Raw genomic sequence first — 18,103 nt, forward strand, 5'->3', positions numbered from 1 at the left:
GACAACTCCTAAAACAAAAAAGGCTCTGAGCGTTCACTCAGAGCCTTTTTTAAATCGATAATCAATTACCAGATTTTTACGCGATCTTCTGGTTTGATATACATCTTGTCGCCTTCTTTCACATCAAATGCCTGATAGAATTCTGGCATGTTTGAAAGAATACCGATTACACGGTAGTGGCTTGGTGAATGAGGGTCTGTCATTAGGCGGTTGCGTAACTCTTCGTCACGGTATTTACGACGCCAAATTTGTGACCATCCCATGAAGAAACGTTGATCACCCGTGTAACCATCAATGATAGGCGCTTTTTCATCACCAAGTGATAATTGATAAGCAGTGTAAGCAACTGTTAAGCCGCCTAAGTCACCAATGTTTTCACCTAATGTAAGCTGACCATTTACGCTAGCATCTTCAAATGGTTTGTACTCGTTATATTGAGCAACTAACTGACCTGTGCGCTCTTCAAACTGTTTAAGGTCTGATTCGCTCCACCAGTTACGTAAGTTACCATCACCATCGTACTTCGCACCTTGGTCATCAAAGCCGTGACCTAATTCGTGGCCGATTACCGCACCGATTGCACCGTAGTTAACAGCGTCATCAGCTTCTAGGTTAAAGAATGGCGGTTGTAAGATAGCCGCTGGGAATACAATTTCGTTATTCACAGGGTTGTAGTAAGCGTTTACTGTTTGTGGTGTCATGTGCCACTCAGAACGGTCAACTGGCTTACCTAGTTTTGCAGTCATATCTGCATATTCCCACTCGCTGTGGCGAATGTAGTTACCTACTAAGTCATCACCTTTAACTTCAAGTGCTGAGTAGTCTTTCCATTTATCTGGGTAACCAATTTTTGGTGTGAACTTATCAAGCTTTTCTTTAGCAGCGATTTTTGTTTCTGGGCTCATCCACTCAAGGTTTTCAATCGCAACTGCATAACCTTTGATTACGTTATCAACTAACTCTTCCATACGCGCTTTCGCTTCAGGTGGGAAGTTTTCTTTAACGTATACTTTACCTAAGATTTCACCTAATACACCGTTTGATGCATCAACCGCTTTTTTCCAAAGTGGTGATTGCTCTGTTACACCGCGAAGTGTTGTGCTGTAAAAATCAAAGTTAAGGTCTACTAGCTCTTTATCTAGTAAGCGAGCATAGTTGCTAACAAAGTGGAACTTAAGGTAGTTCTGCCACGTTGCTAAGTCTGTATCGTTATAGATACCTGCGAATTTTTCTAGGTAGCTAGGTTGGCGAATGATTACATCTTCAGTTTTGATACCTGATGCATCAAGGTAAGCTGCAAAATCAAAGTCGCCAGTAAGTTTGTTAGCATCTGCAACACTCATCTTATTGTAAGATTTAGTTGCATCACGGCTTTCAACACGGCTCCACTGCGCATCAGCAATGCTTGTTTCAAGATCGATAATTGCTTTAGCCGCAGATTCTGCATCAGCTACACCAGCCTTGCTTAAGATTGCTGTTACGTATGCTTGGTAAGCTTCACGAATTTTTGTGAATTTCTCTTCATCTTTTAGGTAGTAGTCGCGATCTGGTAAACCTAAACCAGACTGATAAACATACATTGCGTTTTCACTAGAATTTTTCGCGTCGTTATTTACGTACCAACCAAACGGTAGGCTACCGCCTTTAATGCGAAGTTCAGCCATTAAAGCAACAAGATCTGACTTGTTCTTAACTGCATCAACGCTTTCTAGCACTGGTGTTAATGGCTTGATGCCTGCCGCTTCACGGCCTGCTTCGTCCATGTAGCTGTTATAGAATGCAGCTAGTTTAGCTTCATCAGAGCCTGGCTTAACGTCTTTATTTGCCGCTGCTTTTTCTAGCACTTCTTTCATCGCTTTTTGCGAATCATCGTAAAGCTGAGTGAATGAACCGTAGTTTGATTTATCACCTGGAATTTCAGTTTTCTCTAACCATTCGCCGTTTACGTGATAGTAAAAGTCATCTTGTGCGCGAACAGACTTGTCCATGTTCGCCAATTCAATGCCTGAATTTAAAGGTGCTTTTGCTTCAGTTACGGTCGCAGTTGCTGGTGCTTTAGTTTCTTGTTCTTTTTCACCACAACCAACAAGACCGAGGGCTAGTGCAATACTTGCCGCGGTAAGTGTTACTTTTTTCATGGGAGTCCCGTACTAATTATTTTTTGATGTATTTATCGAAAAACTAGCAAACCTAATTAATCATTAGTTTTTCGCTTTCACCATAATAAACCTCTCAAGCAAAACAATAAAACCGAATATGTAACAATTCTTATCAAAACAGGATGAGACGCATTTTTGAGCGGTGGGAGGGGGAGATTTAGTGGTTAGTGGTTAGTGGTTAGTGGTTAGTGGTTAGTGGTTAGTGGTTAGTGGTTAGAACAAAGTAAAATACAATTCATGTGTAGCAAGTTTTTTGTTTAATTACACAAAAAATAAAACCACCCTCTCGATCTGATCTGAAATCTAACTACTAAAAACTAACCTCTATTATATAACCTCCGCGCGAAATAAATTTCACGCCTACATCAAACGTAGGCGTCACGCTTGCTTGGCGCGTCTTACATTCATCACCAAGTCTGCAAATTAATAAAGAACCCGCAAACAATGCCGCTCGCTAGAAACTGACAGCTGAAAGCTGATGGCTCACTAAACTTCACACCCACATCAAAGACATCTAATCGCACAAAGAGGATGAGAAGCGCTTCGCTTAAGAGAAAACAAAAAATATTTTTATCACTGCCTCATTCTTTTCTCATTCACTTCTCTTTGTGCAAACATTTTCGCGTGAAATAAATTTCACGCCTACAAGCTTTCCCCTCGCTAACTTTTGTTATTTACCCTTGATACTTTTTCTTTATCTTTTCGATGATCTCAACATTCGCGGCTGGGAAGCTGTAATCATCAAGCTCGCTAAGTGCGACCCATTTGCCTTGTTGGCCTTCTGCGCCATGGGCTGTGCCTGTGAAATCATCAACAATGTGCACATCTAAACGCACGCATTTATCACCATAGTCATGTTCGATAACCATTAGCTCTTCACTGGCGTTTACGGTTAGGTTTACTTCTTCTAACAGCTCGCGCTGTAGCGCAGCAAATACGCTTTCGCCCTGCTCTACTTTACCGCCAGGGAATTCCCATAAGCCACCTTGGTGTTTGTCGTCTGGGCGCTTACAAATAAATAACTGCTGGTCTTTATAAATAACGCCAACAGCAACATGCACTACTTTTTTAGCCATTTGTTGTTTCCTTAATCATAAAAAAAGCGACGCAAGCGTCGCTTTTTATCACCGTGTTTTGGTTATTTTAATTTACCGCAACACTGCTTATATTTATTACCTGAACCACAAGGACACGGCTCGTTACGGCCTACTTTTGGCTCTGCACGTTGTGTTACTACAGCACCTTCTGGTGTTTCGCCACCGATGTGCTCAGCTTCTTCATGTTGGTATTCACGTGGTGCATTTTCGCTACGACGATGTTGCTCTTCAACTTTCTCAACGTCTTCTTCAGCACGAACTTGTACTTTACTTAAAATACCCACAACGTCGACTTTTAAGTTCTCTAGCATTTCAGAGAATAGCTCGAACGACTCGCGCTTGTACTCTTGCTTAGGATTCTTCTGTGCGTAACCACGTAAGTGGATACCTTGACGAAGGTGGTCCATCGCAGCTAAGTGATCTTTCCAGTGTTGATCTAGGCTTTGTAGCATAATCGCTTTTTCGAATTGACGTAGTACAGACTCGCCTACCATCTCTTCTTTTTGCTTGTATGCTTGTTCAACCGCTTCTTCGATACGCTCACGAAGTTTCTCTTCGTATAGTTTGCTATCGTCAGCTAGCCATTGTGAAATTGGCAGCTCGATTAAGAAATCTTGTTTTAAGCGTTCTTCAAGGCCTGGGATATCCCACATTTCAGCTAAGCTTTGCGGTGCAATGAATTGGTCAATCACACCATTTAACACATCGCCGCGAATTGCAGTGATAGTTTCTGAAATATCGCCTTCTTCAAGTAGCTCGTTACGTTGCGAGTAAACAACACGACGTTGGTCGTTTGCTACGTCATCGTACTCAAGTAATTGTTTACGAACGTCGAAGTTACGCGCTTCAACTTTACGCTGCGCGTTTTCGATTGCACGGTTAACCCAAGGGTGCTCAATTGCTTCACCGCGTTGCATACCTAGTTTGCGCATCATATTAGTCATGCGCTCACCAGCGAAGATACGCATTAGCGCGTCGTCCATTGATAAGTAGAAACGGCTTGAACCTGCATCACCTTGACGACCAGAACGACCACGTAGCTGGTTATCGATACGACGAGATTCGTGACGCTCAGTACCAATGATGTGTAAACCACCCGCTTCGATTACTGCATCGTGGCGTTTTTGCCACTCATCTTTAATCGCTTTGATTTGCTCATCAGTTGGGTTTTCTAGCTTTTCAACTTCGCTGTTCCAGTTACCACCTAACACGATATCGGTACCACGACCGGCCATGTTAGTTGCAATAGTTACTGTGCCAGGTAAACCGGCATCAGCAACGATGTCTGCTTCTTGTGCGTGGAACTTAGCATTTAGTACGTTGTGCTTAATTTTTTCTTTACGTAAGAACTGCGATAAGTACTCAGAACTTTCGATAGAAATAGTACCCACAAGTACCGGTTGACCACGTTCTTGGCAATCTTTGATATCAGCAAGGATTGCTTCGTACTTTTCTTCTTGTGTTAGATATACAAGGTCAGCACGATCGTCACGGATCATCGGCTTGTTCGTTGGCATTACTACTGTGTCTAGACCATAGATAGACTGGAACTCAAACGCTTCTGTGTCTGCTGTACCTGTCATACCCGCTAGCGTGTCGTATAAACGGAAGTAGTTTTGGAATGTGATTGATGCCAATGTTTGGTTTTCGTTTTGAATGCGTACACCTTCTTTTGCTTCAACAGCTTGGTGCAAACCTTCTGACCAACGACGACCTTCCATTGTACGGCCTGTGTGCTCATCAACGATGATAACTTCGTTTTCTTTAACAACGTAATCAACGTCTTTTTGATAAAGCTTGTGAGCACGAAGTGCCGCATACACATGGCTTAATAATGTGATGCTTGAAGCTGAGTAAAGTGAATCACCTTCTTGAATTAGGCCGCGCTCAATTAGTAGCTCTTCAACTTTAATTTGACCACGCTCTGTAAGGTGAACTTGCTTAGACTTTTCATCGATCGTGTAATCGCCGTCGCCTTCAACGCCTTCTTCATCTTCTTTTTCTTGAAGCTCTAGGTCAGGCACAATTTTGTTGATTTCGATGTAAAGCTCAGAGCTGTCTTCAGCTGGGCCTGAGATAATCAGCGGCGTACGTGCTTCATCGATTAGGATTGAATCCACTTCATCCACTACAGCGTAGTAAAGTGGGCGTTGTACACGCTCTTCAATGCTAAATGCCATGTTATCGCGCAGATAATCAAAGCCAAATTCGTTATTAGTACCGTAAGTGATGTCGGCAGCGTAAGCGATTTTCTTCTGCTGTGGCATCATGCCTGGTACGTTACAGCCAACTGTTAGGCCTAAGAACTCAAATAATGGGCGGTTAGTTTCGGCGTCACGTTTTGCAAGGTAGTCGTTCACGGTAATTACGTGAACACCTTTACCTGTTAAACCGCGAAGGTATGCAGGTAATGTTGCTGTTAGCGTTTTACCTTCACCGGTACGCATTTCTGCAATGCGACCTTGATGTAAAACCATACCACCTAGTAGCTGTACGTCGAAGTGACGCATGCCATTTACACGCTTAGATGCTTCACGTACCACAGCAAATGCTTCTGGTAGAATGTCATCTAGGCTTTGTCCGTTATCGTAACGCTCTCTAAATTCAGCTGTTTTTGCTTTTAAATCTTCATCAGAAAGCGCTTCTAATTGCTTTTCAAGCGCATTAATTAGAGCGACCGTCTTTCTTAGGTTTTTAATAGTGCGGTCATTGCGACTACCAAAAATCTTGGTAAATAAATTAGATATCATGATAAAACCGTTACAATGTATTCTTTGTTAGCTAGTCATTAGCTAACCCACTTTCTTCAATTGATAATTAATATGCGCTTATGCTCATGATGTAGGGCATATTAATTAACAATTTATCAGTACGCTGTTCAAAACACCGCTTATTTCGTGCGCTATCATACCAGAGTCTGCGCAACATCAAACCTTCTGTGTGTGAAGATATGGAATTTCGGCAAGAAAATTTAAAAATCAGCCATAATCTTTGATCTAACCCCATAAAAAGGGTGAAAACAAGATTACTGAATAGATATGGCGACAATCGAAATAAAATCAAGATCAGGGGAGAAAAAAGGCGATTCGAGGAACGAGATGCGAGGAACGAGATGCGAGGAACGAGATGCGAGGAACGAGATGCGAGGAACGAGATGCGAGGAACGAGATGCGAGATTCGGGGTGCGAGATTCGGGGTGCGAGATGTGAGGTGCGAGGGACGAGGTGCGAGATGCGAGTTTTCGTAGGCGTCACGCTTGCTTGGCGCGACTACCATACAACACGAATCATGCTTATAAACACATAACCAACAGGCGATGCTGAGAAGCTCAAAACTGACAGCTGAAAGCTGACGGCTCCTTAAATTTCACGCCTACACCAAAACGTAGGAACGGCTTTAGCCGTGAATAAAATAAAGATATTCGGCGTTAAAACGCCTCCTACAGAGTTTTATTGCTGAGGAAAACTCAACACCATACACCCCCACAGTTCGGCTGACGTCTGACGGCTGAAAGCTGACGGCTCCTTAAATTTCGGCACTAAAGTACCTCCTACGAGCTAGACCCACAAACCACACCGTTCAACTCAAAACTGACAGCTGAAGGCTGATGGCTCCTTAAATTTCGGCACTAAAGTGCCTCCTATGAGCTAGACCCACAAACCACACCGTTCAACTTAAAACTTGCAGCTTATAGCTTAAAGCTATGCCTTTATTTCTTCCGCCCATGTTGCGCTAAACGCTCTAACTTGGCTTTTAAAGATGGAGGGGCGTCTGCGGCGATGGCGCTGAGGTAATCGGCTGTTTGTTCGCTCATTTGGCGCTTCGAAACAGGCTTTTCTTCTGGCTTACTTGTTGCCGATAAGCGCTGTGTTGCCTGTGGGTTTGCGGTAATTTTAATTTGCCCAAGCTCTACCATGCCAGCGGCACGAAAATGCGAGAGCATATCCATTTTTAAGTAATTTAAACGCAGTGCAATCGGTGCCGAAACCGCTTCGATCATCAAAGTACCATCACGGTAATTACTTACCCGGCATTTTTTCGAAAGCGTTTCACCTAAAAAGTCATCAAGAATGGTTTGTTGAGAAGACAAGCCTTGGGTTTTACCAGCATAAGATGCCAAGCGACCACTCAAGCCCGCCACAATATCGCCAACAGCCTTTGGCGCGTATCTATCTTTTGCCATTAATCGTCTACCTAAAAGGGTTAATCACCACAAAGAGAATATACCACCTACGTAAATATGAAGCTATTAGGTTTGAGAGTCGAGATGCGAGGTTCGAGGTACGAGGTTCGAGATGCGAGATGCGAGATGCGAGGTGCGAGGTGCGAGGTACGAGGTGCGAGGAACGAGGTGCGAGATGTGAGGTGCGAGGTACGAGATGCGAGGTGCGAGTTATCGTAGGCGTCACGCTTGCTTGGCGCGTCTTACACTCAGCACCAAGTCTGCAAATTAATAAAGAACCTACAAACAACACCGTTCAACTAAAAACTTACAGCTGAAGGCTGACGGCTCCTTAAATTTCACGCCTACGTGGGAACGGCTTTAGCCGTGAATTGCTCTAAACACTTCGGCACTAAAGTACCTCCTACGAGGTAGGCCTTTGGCTAAGGCCTACAAATAACACCACTCAACTCAAAACTTACCGCTTATAGCTTATAGCTTATAGCTTATAGCTTATAGCTTATAGCTTATAGCTTATAGCTTAAAGCTTCTCTTCCTCCCCCGTGATTGTTTCTGGTACACTTTTCCTTTGTTTTTTTATTTAACTTTCGCGATGACTCAACACTCTCTTACTTTAATCGTATTGGCTGGCGGGCTGGGTAGCCGCTTTGGCGGAAACAAACAAATTGCCGAAATTCCTGGGCTGGGCTGTACCATCATGGAACTGAGTATTCAGGATGCGGTTAAAGCGGGTGTGAGCCAAGCGGTGATCATCATTAATAAAAAAATTCGTGCTGAATTTGAAGCAACGATTTTACCGCGCCTACCTGAGTCGCTCGAAGTAATCCTAGTTGAGCAAGAAATTAGTGCAGTGCCAAATAGCTATGAGCATCTAGCCACTGAACGACAAAAACCTTGGGGTACAGGTCATGCATTACTTTGCGCAAAACCCTATGTAAATAACCCTGCTATTGTCATTACAGCCGATGATTATTATGGCGAGTCTTCATTTACAATTATTAATGAGCACTTCAAGCAGCATAGCAATTGGGCGATGGTAGGCTACCCAATAAAAGATACGCTCTCCGAAGAAGGTGGTGTAAATCGTGGTGTATGCTCTGTTGATAGCCACCAGCATTTAACCGATGTGGTCGAGTATCTAGATATTAAACTCGAAAATAATGTTTTAAAAGGCAACAATCCACATGGTGAGAGATTACAAATTGCCGATGATGCCCTAGGTTCTATGAGCTTTTGGGGAATAACACCCAGTTTATTTAATGACTTAGAAACAGGTTTTATTGAGTTTTTAGAAAATACTGACAACGGTGTCACGAAAGAGTATTATTTACCAAATGAGATACAACTCGCGATTCAAGATAACCGCCAAGCTGTAACCGTTTATACTGCACAAGAGCCATGGTATGGCGTGACCTACAAAGCTGAACTGGATGCAATAGCACACACTTTATGTCAGTTACGTCGTAAGCTAAACGATTAAACCCTCGCCTCTTCTTGCAAAAAATAAGTAATGGAAAATTAATGAAGTCTAATCCTGTTGCAACTTATCTTTCTGAGCACTTTGGCTTAAGCACAGATAACGTAACGCTAAAGCCAATTGGCAATGGCCACATCAACACAACCATGTTACTTAAATCAGAAGAAAACGCTTTGGTTGTGCAAAAGTTAAATACCGACGTGTTTCCTAACCCTGAGCACCTAGTTGAAAATGCACGACTAATTGAGCAGCACCTAAGTGAAAAACACGACAATGGTGAATACAGCCTAGAAATTATTCGTCATGTTCCAACTATCGAAAGCGACTTTTTAGTTGAATGCGATCAAGGTGTTTGGCGTGCACTCGAATTTATTGGCGGCAGTTATAGTGAAGATGTGGTAGCAACTATCTCGCAAGCACAAACTGCAGCCAATGCATTTGGACAATTCGCGCTGGCATTACAAGATTTTCAGGCTGATCAGCTGCATCATGTGATCCCTGATTTTCATAACTTAGCGATGCGTTTTGATGCCTTTAAAAAGGTAATCGAAAAAGATCCTGTAAATCGTGTGGCCCTTTGCCAAGACGACATCGACTTTTGTTTAGCTCAACAAGGTTTGGTTGATGAGTTAAAACAACTTGAAGGAAACATTCCTTTAAGACCATGCCATAACGACACAAAAATCAACAACATGCTGTTTTGCACACAGTCAGATGATGCAAAAGCCGTCATCGACCTCGATACCTGTATGCCTGGTTATTGGTTATTTGATTTTGGCGATATGGTGCGTACCTTCTGCTCTCCTGAGCAAGAAGACTCTACCAACCTAAGTAATGTACGTGTTCGTGAAGAGATCTTCGCTGCTATCGTTAAAGGTTATGTTGAACCACTACAAAATGTGATCACCGACGCCGAAAAAGAAAGCTTCTGGCTAGGCACCAAAGTCATGACCTTTATGATTGGTCTACGCTTTTTAACAGACTTTATTGATGGCGATAATTACTTTGCCACCAAGCATGCAAACCACAACCTAGAACGCGCCCGCAACCAGTTTGCTTTATATCGCGATATTCTTGAAAAAGAACATACGTTAAAAGCGATATTAGAGATAAATAAGGGGTAAAAATATAGTGGTTAGTGGTTAGTGGTTAGTGGTTAGTGGTTAGTGGTTAGTGGTTAGTGGTTAGAGTAAAATACATTTCATATGTAGCAAGCTCTTTGTTTAATTATACAAAAAATAAAACATCCTCTCGATCAACTGATATCTAACTTCTAAAATCTAACTACTAAAATAATATCTAGCCTTAAAATCAGGAGATTATTATGCATATAAAACACCACGGAGCGGTGAAAGGCGTAACTGGGTCTTGCCATCAGCTATTTATTGATGACACAAATTCTGTACTTGTTGATTGTGGGCTCTTTCAAGGGGAAGACAGTAAACAAGACCTAGCGATTGAGTTTGATATATCAACGGTAAAAGCGCTGATTGTCACACATTGCCATATAGACCATGTTGGTCGCATACCCTACTTACTTGCTGCAGGTTTTAAAGGGCCTATTTTTACCTCGATTGCCACCGCCAAGCTATTGCCTATGGTGATTGAAGATGCCTTAAAAGTAGGTGTAACTCGCGATGAAGCAATGATCCGCACTTGCTTAAAGTTACTAAAACAACAAATTGTCTCTCTAGATTTCAACACATGGTACTGCATTCCCGCAGGAGTGGGCTTTAGCCTCGAAAAAGTAGCCCCAAGTGATCAAAGCCCCTTATATAAAATTCGCCTGCAACGCGCCGGGCACATTTTAGGCTCTGCCTATGTTGAAATTGAGCTAGGTAAAAAACCAAACACGCATAGAGTGGTATTTTCAGGTGATTTAGGTGCACCTTACACGCCATTATTACCAACGCCAAAACCGCCTTACCGCGCCGATACATTAGTTATTGAGTCAACCTATGGTGATAAAAACCATCAAGGTCGTAAAGAGCGCGTAGCCGTTCTTAAAAAGGTTATAGAACGTGCAGTAAGCGATAATGGCGTTGTACTCATACCCGCCTTTAGCATTGGCCGAACTCAAGAGCTGCTCTACGAGTTTGAACAGCTTATTCACTCTGCAAGCAAGCGCTCTATGTGGCATAAACTGCAAATTATTGTAGATTCGCCAATGGCAGCCAATTTCACAAATGAATATTTACATTTTAAAGCGCTATGGGATAACGAAGCAAAAAAACGCGTAAAACAAGGCCGTCACCCGCTCGACTTCAACCAACTACATACAATTGATAGCCACCAAGAACACCTTGCCCTTATAAACTTTTTAGCCTCAAAACAGCTGCCCGCAATAATCATTGCTGCCAGCGGTATGTGCAATGGCGGCAGAATAGTTAATTACCTAGAACGGTTTTTGCCCGACAAAACAACCGATGTCATTTTTGTTGGCTACCAAGGGCAAGGAACATTAGGTCGAGAGATTCAAAAATATGGCCCACGCGGCGGCTATGTATTTATCGATAATCAAAAAGTAATGATTAAAGCGCAAATTCATACCATCAGCGGCTACAGCGCCCACGCAGATCAAAAAGGACTAATCAGATTTGTCACCGGCATGCGTAAAAAGCCAAGTTTAATCAAAATCGTCCACGGTGATGAGCAAGCCAAACAAGCACTAGCAGAAAAGCTAAAAGCAGAGTTAGGCGAAAGAGTAGAGATAGTGGTTAGTGGTTAGTGGTTAGTGGTTAGTGGTTAGTGGTTAGTTATGAACTTTGAAAATCTAGATGTATGGAAACGGTCTGCACGATTAAGTGCTGAAATTTACAAATCAACAAATGAATTAAAAGACTTCGGTTTTAGAGATCAGTTAACCCGCTCAGGCTTATCAGTGCCTAGCAACATTGCTGAAGGAGTAAGCCGTGAAATTTACAAAGAGAAAAGTCGGTTTATAGATATCGCGAGATCTTCGCTTGCAGAAACAAGAACACAAATCTATATAGGCCTGGAGATAGGCTACTTAGAACGTGAAAAAGCATTGTATTGGATATCAGAAACCAAAGAGTTAGGGGCTATGTTAACAGGTCTAAAACAACAGTTTGATAATAGAAGTTAGTGGCTCTAACCACTAACCTCTAATATCTGACTTCTAATGTTTGCCTCGTATCTCGCCCCCGCTACTGCGAGTCGCTATTATTTATAACTCTCATACGCTTCTTTCATTCGCGCTAGGTTGCTATAAATATAGCTCGAAGTTAAACGGCCGCGTCTAAACATTGTATTGTCTAAAGAGACTTGTGTAGAAGGAGCGTAACCTTGGTTAAATACCAAGGTGTTTAATTTTCCTATTTGCGTTGATAGACCAACTCGCCACATTTCACGGCCTTTTAACTGGCCAAACGGTGTTACTTTCATATCTTTACGTGGTGTAAGTGGGATACTAAGCCCAACCCCTGCTTTTTGCGCATCTGTATCCTCATAGAATACTGCTATGTAGCTATCACCAAACCAAAAGCGACTTTCGAGTTTTACGCCACTGTCACCATAAAAATATTTACCAGCCGTAGCATGAAAAGTAATATCTTGCTCTACCCAGTTGTATTGGTATGTGAGAGTTTCGTACTCACGTGATGCGCGGTAGTCTGCATAATCAAAATAAGCAATTTTAGCACTTACTTTGTGACGCCCTTCAGGGCTTAACCAGGCAGTTTCGTTAATAATAGCTTTGTAATCAAAATAGTCTTTAAAGAAACCAATTTGCGTTTGGTTATAAAAGCCATACGGCAGTGCAAAGGTTTGGTGCAGCATTGCATTTACAATACCTTCATCTAGGCTGTAATTATCAAATACACCGTTATCTTCATAGTCGCTACTTTCATCTAAAATAGTTTGGCCGGTAACCTTTATACCACCACCTTGCCACAGCGGCACGTCAAGCTCGGCACGCAAGCCTACAGAGTAATCAAATACTCCAAACTCTGTTGCATAAGTATTAGATAAAGCAGGGCTCAAGGTTAAGCGCGGTTTAAAGTAAGGGCTTGCCTCTGCTTTACCGGCCCATATAACACCTTCAGGAATACTCGCTTTGCCTTGCTGAACATTTAAATCTGGGCTTACACCTTTTTCGATAAATAAGCGGTAGTTATCAACCTTGCCCTGAATCGCAATTAAAGGAATATCTGTTTTAGAAAGTTGTACGTTAAAGTGCGTGCTTTCGTTAGTTACACTTTCAGCAATACGGCCAAGTACAACACCAATGGCATCGATGTCGTTACGGTTAAATACCGAGTTTTCAAAGTTAACAAATACGGTATTCAGGTTATAACCAACCACTATATTTTCGAAGCCATCGTTAATCAGTGCTTGTTTTAATTCAATTACTTGGCTATTTAAGCTTGAGTTAGCTAGCTTTTGCGTATTTGCTGTTGGCGTTTGTTTTACACTTGCTACCGTAAGGGCTTTTGCTTGTTCAACTAATTCTGGCGCCATAGCTGTTTGTATAAAACCGATACCATGGTCATCAATTTTAGCAATTGGCTTTGTAGCAACCGGTGCTACATAAGGGGCTGCTTCAACTTTTTTATAATTTTGTTTATCTTCACTCGAAAGCGGCATACTAAAGTTCACACCCCAATAGGTGTCTTGTTTTGAGTAATCTGTGTTACTGTAAAATCGGCTGGTAAAGGTTAGCTCGCCAATATCATAAAGCCACTTTTTAGGAATAGTCACTTTAGCACCGGCATTAAATGCCTCTGCATCATGCTCTGCTTGCAAACTAAACCAGTCGAACACTTGGTACTCTATACCCCCAAATACACCATCCATCTCGCCATGAGGGCGTTTACTTTTTGCGATACCCGCTGAAAACCTAAAGTTCCATAATTCTTTTGATGCCACAGCATAATATGTTTCATAAAAATTAATATGCCCACCAACGTCTTTGCCACCAATAGCAAGGCTAAACCAATCTTTAGGAATATAAGGTATTTGGTACTTAGCATTAAATGATAAGTCTCTGATTTGTTTTCGACCTTCTCCTACAAACAAATTGTCGTGCATAGTGTTTGAAGCTATAAGGCCACTCACTTCTAAACCATCAAATAAGCCAGCACTAACAATAAAATTATGACCCTTTACATACTGGTTACTGCGATCAAAAAGCTCATTGTTATGACCAAAGCCTATTACTCCTTTTTCTTGAACTTCAGCGTTAGGAGTATTAATAAGGCCAGTATAACCAACGAAAGATTGATATGAGTTAATTTGTTCAGCAAAAACAAGCGGCGAACTTAGAGCTATTGCACTACCTATAAAGACATTAAGCTTAGACATAAACTATTCCGAGTTAAAATTATAAAAATCCTTAAATTAGATTAAATATAACATTAGATGTGAGAAACGAGAAGTTAATAGCGGAGGTGCTAGGTGCTAGGTGCTAGGTGCTAGGTGCTAGGTGCTAGGTGCTAGGTGCTAGGTGCTAGGTGCTAGGTGAACAAGATTATATTTGGGGTGAGGTAAAGCAAGTGGTTAAAAGCAATTAACTAACTTCTAACCACTAAAGCCTGATATCTAACTTCTAATATCTTATTTTTAGACCGCTTTTAAATGTCGCTCTGCTGGCGCTACCATTTCGGTTACAAAATCAGTGAATTCTTCACCTAGGTTTTCGTCACGCATGCTGTATTCAACAATCGCTTTTAAGTAGCCTAATTTATCGCCACAGTCGTGAGCACGACCACTCATGTGGAATGCTTCAACAATTTCGTGCTTCATTAGCTCATCAATAGCGTCAGTAAGCTGAATTTCGCCGCCTGCACCCGCTGGTGTTTTAGCAAGTAATGGCCAAATAGCTTTAGATAACACATAACGGCCAACAACAGCTAGGTTTGAAGGTGCTTCTTCAGCTTTTGGTTTTTCGACCATGGTTTTAATTGGTGCACTTTCGCCCGCTTTAATTTTAACGCCGCCGATATCAGCAATACCATATTTATGTACATTTTCTTGCGGTACTGGCTCTAGCATGATTTGGCTTGCTTTAACTTCATTAAAGCGCTTGATCATAGCTGCAATGTTTTCGGTTTTTTGATCAGCTGTATAGCTATCTAAAATTACGTCTGGCAGTACAACAACAAAGTCGTCATCGCCAACAATAGGTTTTGCACACATAACAGCATGGCCTAATCCTTTAGCCTCGCCTTGGCGTACGTGCATAATGGTTACATCAGCAGGGCAAATTGAGCGTACTTCTTCAAGCAAAGTACGTTTTACACGTTTTTCAAGCGTTGCTTCAAGCTCAAAGCTGGTATCAAAGTGGTTTTCAATAGCATTTTTAGAGCTATGCGTAACCAATACAACTTCTTTAATACCCGCAGCAACACATTCGTTTACTATGTATTGGATAAGTGGCTTATCAACCAGAGGTAGCATTTCTTTAGGAATTGCCTTTGTCATCGGTAACATACGTGTACCAAGGCCTGCAACAGGAATGACAGCTTTCATAATGTTTAGTCCCTTAATTATTGTGGTAAGAATAAATAATTACAAAGTATGAGTTATTAACTCATTTTGCGCAATAGTAAAAAAAGATTTATAACCAAGTTAGCAGTAATAATATTGACGGAGGATGAACAAGAACCGATAGGTTCTAGGAGCTAGGAGCTAGGAGCTAGGAGCTAGGAGCTAGGAGCTAGGAGCTAGGAGCTAGGAGCTAGGAGCTAGGAGCTAAAAGATGCTAGTGGCTGGAGTGCCACTAGCAAGGGGTTAGTTATAAAAATTAACTAGAGTAGTAATAAACTGTTCAACTTGTTGTTGGTCTAGTTCGTTTATACCTGCTGCAGCTGCACGGCCGCCGCCGGTGGCAAATTGGCTGCATACATCAACAGCGCCTTGTTTATTATTAAGTGGTGCTCTTACACTTACGGTATAACTTCCTTTATTATTATAGGTAAGCACTGCATGGGCTTTATTAGGTGCTTGGTTTGCAAGGTCGTTGCCTAATACACCACTTACACGGCGCGCCCACGGGGCGTCATCAAGTAAAATAACCTTTGCTGTATCGCAATTATGTAAAACCTTAGCGTCAGCCGCTTTTTGCATATCAGATTTGTAGGCTTTTTCTAACACGTAATAAACCGACTCACTGTCGTTAATGGCATCAAGAGGTGACTTATATTTTAGTAACTCGTTAAATAAGTCTTCTGGAGCAAAGTGTAAATCGGCTACCTCGCTGCCATAGCCGTTATAGTTAATATACGTACCAAATGCTTTAAGTTGTGACTTTTCGAGTTCTGTTAAGCCTAGTTTATCGGCTTCGCTATCGGCTTTTGCAAATAAATTATCGCCATAAGCAGCTGTGATTGCCCATAAGTGGTATTGCTTATCGATAAGATCGCTCACTATTAAGCTAGTACACATGTTTGCATCAAAATCGATGTGAGCAAATAAGTTTGCATGGTTTGGAATATCACCTGCTTTATGGTGATCTACATACATAACTCGTGCACCTACGCATAGAGCGTCGTGCAACTCTGCCATGTTTTTTTCCATCGAAATATCAAGTACACGAATATTATCACCGGCTTTTGGGGTAATTTTTTTTAGTAGTTGAATATCACGTTTCACACCTGTTACTTTCACGCTTTCAACAGGGTTAGCGAGCTGTAACTGTAATAGTGCGATGATGCCATCGGCATCACCATTAAAAATATCGTAGTTCATAAAGTCTCAAAGAATAATAGAAGTCAGATTACAGATGTTAGAGGTTAGACGTCAGAGATTAGATATCAGATTTTAGAAGTCAGATATCAGAAAAAAGATATCAGAGGTCAGAAGTTAGACGTCAGAGATTAGATACCAGATTTTAGACGTCAGGTTTCTGGCTCTAGATTTCTATAATCCCTGCTTCGCGTAAATAACCAATAATCTGCTCAACGCTTTGCTCAATGCTTTGCTCTGCTGTTTTTACATGAATCTCTGGTTGCTCTGGCACATCAAACGCAGAGCTAATACCTGTAAAATTAGGGATCTCACCGGCACGGGCTTTTTTGTATAACCCTTTAGGGTCACGGCTTTCGCAAACCTCTAATGGCGTATCGATAAATACCTCTACAAATTCCCCCTGGTTCATAATGCTGCGAGCGCGAGCACGGTCTTCTTTAAAAGGTGAAATAAACGCCGTTGATACAATTAAACCCGCATCAACAAACAGCTTAGCTACTTCACTAATACGGCGAATATTTTCAATACGGTCTTCGTCGCTAAAAGTAAGGCCCTTGTTTAAGCCCATGCGTACATTGTCACCATCAAGCAGGTAAGTATGGCAACCTAATTCGAATAGTTTAGCCTCAACCGCGTTCGCAATAGTCGACTTACCAGAGCCACTTAATCCCGTATACCAAAGTAATACCGGCTTATGCCCTTTATGTTGTTCTTTTTCAGCACGCGAAACAGTTTGATCGTGCCATACAATGTTCTCGGTCATGGTACCTCTTGGGGGTTCTAGGTTCTAGGTTCTAGGTTCTAGGTTCTAGGTTCTAGGTTCTAGGTTCTAGGTTCTAGGTTCTAGGTTCTAGGTTCTAGGTTCTAGGTTCTAGGTTCTAGGTTCTAGGTTCTAGGTTCTAGGTTCTAGGTTCTAGGTTCTAGGTTCTAGGTTCTTCAAAATGATATTCAATGGCTGATTCTTTTACGCAGCCTTTTCTTAATTTTATTAACGCTGCAATCATAGCAGCAACTTCTTTAGCTTCTGATATTAATTGCAAGCCAACATGCTTATCGATAAATTTTATCTCAATACCAATGTATAATTGAGTTACGAGCTCTCCTGCAGAGCCCTTTGCATAATATAAGAAACGAGCTTCATCATTCTCTGTTTCTCTTTCAAGGCCTTCAGCGATATTAGAAGGAATTGATAATGCAGCACGTGTTATTTGATCTTTAAAACCGTAATCTTTGCAAACAAGCATTACTTTATATATTTCACATGCTAATCGTGATGACTTCTTCCACACATCCATTTGTTCAAACTTCATAATTAGTCCCTTCGCCATAGGTGAAATCCATTCACAACTAAACCTTATCGCAAAATAAACCTAGCGCCTAGAGCCTAAAGACATATTTCTACCTAACGCCTAGCTCCTAGCAACCTAGCTCCTAGCACCTATTACCTAGCACCTATCACCTATTACCTAGCGCCTATTAC

13 protein-coding genes are annotated in these 18,103 nt (G+C 41.7%); 4 read left to right on the forward strand and 9 right to left on the reverse strand.

The genetic code is table 11. The annotated features are described in order from the left end of the window. Nucleotides 1-65: 65 nt before the first annotated feature. The 4 genes from PASHI_RS13525 to PASHI_RS13540 all read right to left on the reverse strand — a co-directional run bounded on the left by PASHI_RS13525 (nucleotide 66) and on the right by PASHI_RS13540 (nucleotide 7,439). The gene (locus tag PASHI_RS13525; RefSeq protein ID WP_054563310.1) at nucleotides 66-2,138 is read right to left on the reverse strand and encodes a M13 family metallopeptidase; all 2,073 of its coding nucleotides are present in this window, start codon (nucleotides 2,136-2,138) and stop codon (nucleotides 66-68) included. Between the two features lie 695 nt (nucleotides 2,139-2,833). Beyond that, nucleotides 2,834-3,235 carry an 8-oxo-dGTP diphosphatase MutT gene (gene mutT / locus PASHI_RS13530; RefSeq protein WP_062566019.1) on the reverse strand — a complete coding sequence of 134 codons (402 nt, stop codon included), beginning with the start codon at nucleotides 3,233-3,235 and terminating at the stop codon, nucleotides 2,834-2,836. Nucleotides 3,236-3,297: 62 nt separating this feature from the next. Then, nucleotides 3,298-6,006, reverse strand: coding sequence for a preprotein translocase subunit SecA (gene secA / locus PASHI_RS13535; protein ID WP_055022436.1), 2,709 nt, complete (start codon nucleotides 6,004-6,006; stop codon nucleotides 3,298-3,300). 959 nt (nucleotides 6,007-6,965) lie between these two features. Then, nucleotides 6,966-7,439, reverse strand: coding sequence for a DUF721 domain-containing protein (locus PASHI_RS13540; RefSeq protein WP_062566020.1), 474 nt, complete (start codon nucleotides 7,437-7,439; stop codon nucleotides 6,966-6,968). A gap of 592 nt (nucleotides 7,440-8,031) precedes the next feature. On the opposite strand from PASHI_RS13540, the gene PASHI_RS13545 reads away from it, so the two are divergent. The 4 genes from PASHI_RS13545 to PASHI_RS13560 all read left to right on the forward strand — a co-directional run bounded on the left by PASHI_RS13545 (nucleotide 8,032) and on the right by PASHI_RS13560 (nucleotide 12,022). Further along, nucleotides 8,032-8,919, forward strand: a complete 888-nt coding sequence (locus PASHI_RS13545; RefSeq protein WP_062566021.1) for an NTP transferase domain-containing protein — start codon at nucleotides 8,032-8,034, stop codon at nucleotides 8,917-8,919. A gap of 41 nt (nucleotides 8,920-8,960) precedes the next feature. Next, nucleotides 8,961-10,040, forward strand: coding sequence for a phosphotransferase enzyme family protein (locus tag PASHI_RS13550; RefSeq protein ID WP_062566022.1), 1,080 nt, complete (start codon nucleotides 8,961-8,963; stop codon nucleotides 10,038-10,040). A 200-nt stretch (nucleotides 10,041-10,240) separates the two neighbouring features. Then, the gene (locus tag PASHI_RS13555) at nucleotides 10,241-11,644 is read left to right on the forward strand and encodes an MBL fold metallo-hydrolase RNA specificity domain-containing protein (RefSeq protein WP_062566023.1); all 1,404 of its coding nucleotides are present in this window, start codon (nucleotides 10,241-10,243) and stop codon (nucleotides 11,642-11,644) included. A 30-nt stretch (nucleotides 11,645-11,674) separates the two neighbouring features. Next, nucleotides 11,675-12,022 carry a four helix bundle protein gene (locus tag PASHI_RS13560; RefSeq protein ID WP_062566024.1) on the forward strand — a complete coding sequence of 116 codons (348 nt, stop codon included), beginning with the start codon at nucleotides 11,675-11,677 and terminating at the stop codon, nucleotides 12,020-12,022. Nucleotides 12,023-12,099: 77 nt separating this feature from the next. On the opposite strand, the gene PASHI_RS13565 is transcribed toward PASHI_RS13560, so the two are convergent. From PASHI_RS13565 to PASHI_RS13585, 5 genes are all read right to left on the reverse strand, one after another. Next, on the reverse strand, nucleotides 12,100-14,238 hold the full coding sequence (locus tag PASHI_RS13565) for a YjbH domain-containing protein (RefSeq protein ID WP_062566025.1): 2,139 nt from the start codon (nucleotides 14,236-14,238) through the stop codon (nucleotides 12,100-12,102). A 258-nt stretch (nucleotides 14,239-14,496) separates the two neighbouring features. Continuing rightward, on the reverse strand, nucleotides 14,497-15,405 hold the full coding sequence (galU, locus tag PASHI_RS13570; RefSeq protein ID WP_062566026.1) for a UTP--glucose-1-phosphate uridylyltransferase GalU: 909 nt from the start codon (nucleotides 15,403-15,405) through the stop codon (nucleotides 14,497-14,499). A 261-nt stretch (nucleotides 15,406-15,666) separates the two neighbouring features. Beyond that, nucleotides 15,667-16,623: a DHHA1 domain-containing protein gene (locus PASHI_RS13575; RefSeq protein WP_062566027.1), complete on the reverse strand. Its 957-nt coding sequence runs from the start codon at nucleotides 16,621-16,623 to the stop codon at nucleotides 15,667-15,669. Between the two features lie 163 nt (nucleotides 16,624-16,786). Continuing rightward, nucleotides 16,787-17,386 (reverse strand): adenylyl-sulfate kinase, encoded by a 600-nt coding sequence (gene cysC, locus PASHI_RS13580; protein ID WP_062566028.1) that lies wholly within the window; start codon nucleotides 17,384-17,386, stop codon nucleotides 16,787-16,789. Nucleotides 17,387-17,543: 157 nt separating this feature from the next. Further along, nucleotides 17,544-17,933 carry a four helix bundle protein gene (locus tag PASHI_RS13585; protein ID WP_062566029.1) on the reverse strand — a complete coding sequence of 130 codons (390 nt, stop codon included), beginning with the start codon at nucleotides 17,931-17,933 and terminating at the stop codon, nucleotides 17,544-17,546. Nucleotides 17,934-18,103: the final 170 nt, after the last annotated feature.

It is taken from the genome of Pseudoalteromonas shioyasakiensis (genome assembly GCF_001550135.1).
In the GTDB taxonomy this organism is placed as follows: domain Bacteria; phylum Pseudomonadota; class Gammaproteobacteria; order Enterobacterales; family Alteromonadaceae; genus Pseudoalteromonas; species Pseudoalteromonas shioyasakiensis.

What these genes read in the sequence shown, in the direction of transcription:
- PASHI_RS13525 (WP_054563310.1), bottom strand. Translation starts at nt 2,138, where the DNA reads ATGAAAAAAGTAACACTTACCGCGGCAAGTATTGCACTAGCCCTCGGT.
- mutT (WP_062566019.1), bottom strand. Translation starts at nt 3,235, where the DNA reads ATGGCTAAAAAAGTAGTGCATGTTGCTGTTGGCGTTATTTATAAAGAC.
- secA (WP_055022436.1), bottom strand. Translation starts at nt 6,006, where the DNA reads ATGATATCTAATTTATTTACCAAGATTTTTGGTAGTCGCAATGACCGC.
- PASHI_RS13540 (WP_062566020.1), bottom strand. Translation starts at nt 7,439, where the DNA reads ATGGCAAAAGATAGATACGCGCCAAAGGCTGTTGGCGATATTGTGGCG.
- PASHI_RS13545 (WP_062566021.1), top strand. Translation starts at nt 8,032, where the DNA reads ATGACTCAACACTCTCTTACTTTAATCGTATTGGCTGGCGGGCTGGGT.
- PASHI_RS13550 (WP_062566022.1), top strand. Translation starts at nt 8,961, where the DNA reads ATGAAGTCTAATCCTGTTGCAACTTATCTTTCTGAGCACTTTGGCTTA.
- PASHI_RS13555 (WP_062566023.1), top strand. Translation starts at nt 10,241, where the DNA reads ATGCATATAAAACACCACGGAGCGGTGAAAGGCGTAACTGGGTCTTGC.
- PASHI_RS13560 (WP_062566024.1), top strand. Translation starts at nt 11,675, where the DNA reads ATGAACTTTGAAAATCTAGATGTATGGAAACGGTCTGCACGATTAAGT.
- PASHI_RS13565 (WP_062566025.1), bottom strand. Translation starts at nt 14,238, where the DNA reads ATGTCTAAGCTTAATGTCTTTATAGGTAGTGCAATAGCTCTAAGTTCG.
- galU (WP_062566026.1), bottom strand. Translation starts at nt 15,405, where the DNA reads ATGAAAGCTGTCATTCCTGTTGCAGGCCTTGGTACACGTATGTTACCG.
- PASHI_RS13575 (WP_062566027.1), bottom strand. Translation starts at nt 16,623, where the DNA reads ATGAACTACGATATTTTTAATGGTGATGCCGATGGCATCATCGCACTA.
- cysC (WP_062566028.1), bottom strand. Translation starts at nt 17,386, where the DNA reads ATGACCGAGAACATTGTATGGCACGATCAAACTGTTTCGCGTGCTGAA.
- PASHI_RS13585 (WP_062566029.1), bottom strand. Translation starts at nt 17,933, where the DNA reads ATGAAGTTTGAACAAATGGATGTGTGGAAGAAGTCATCACGATTAGCA.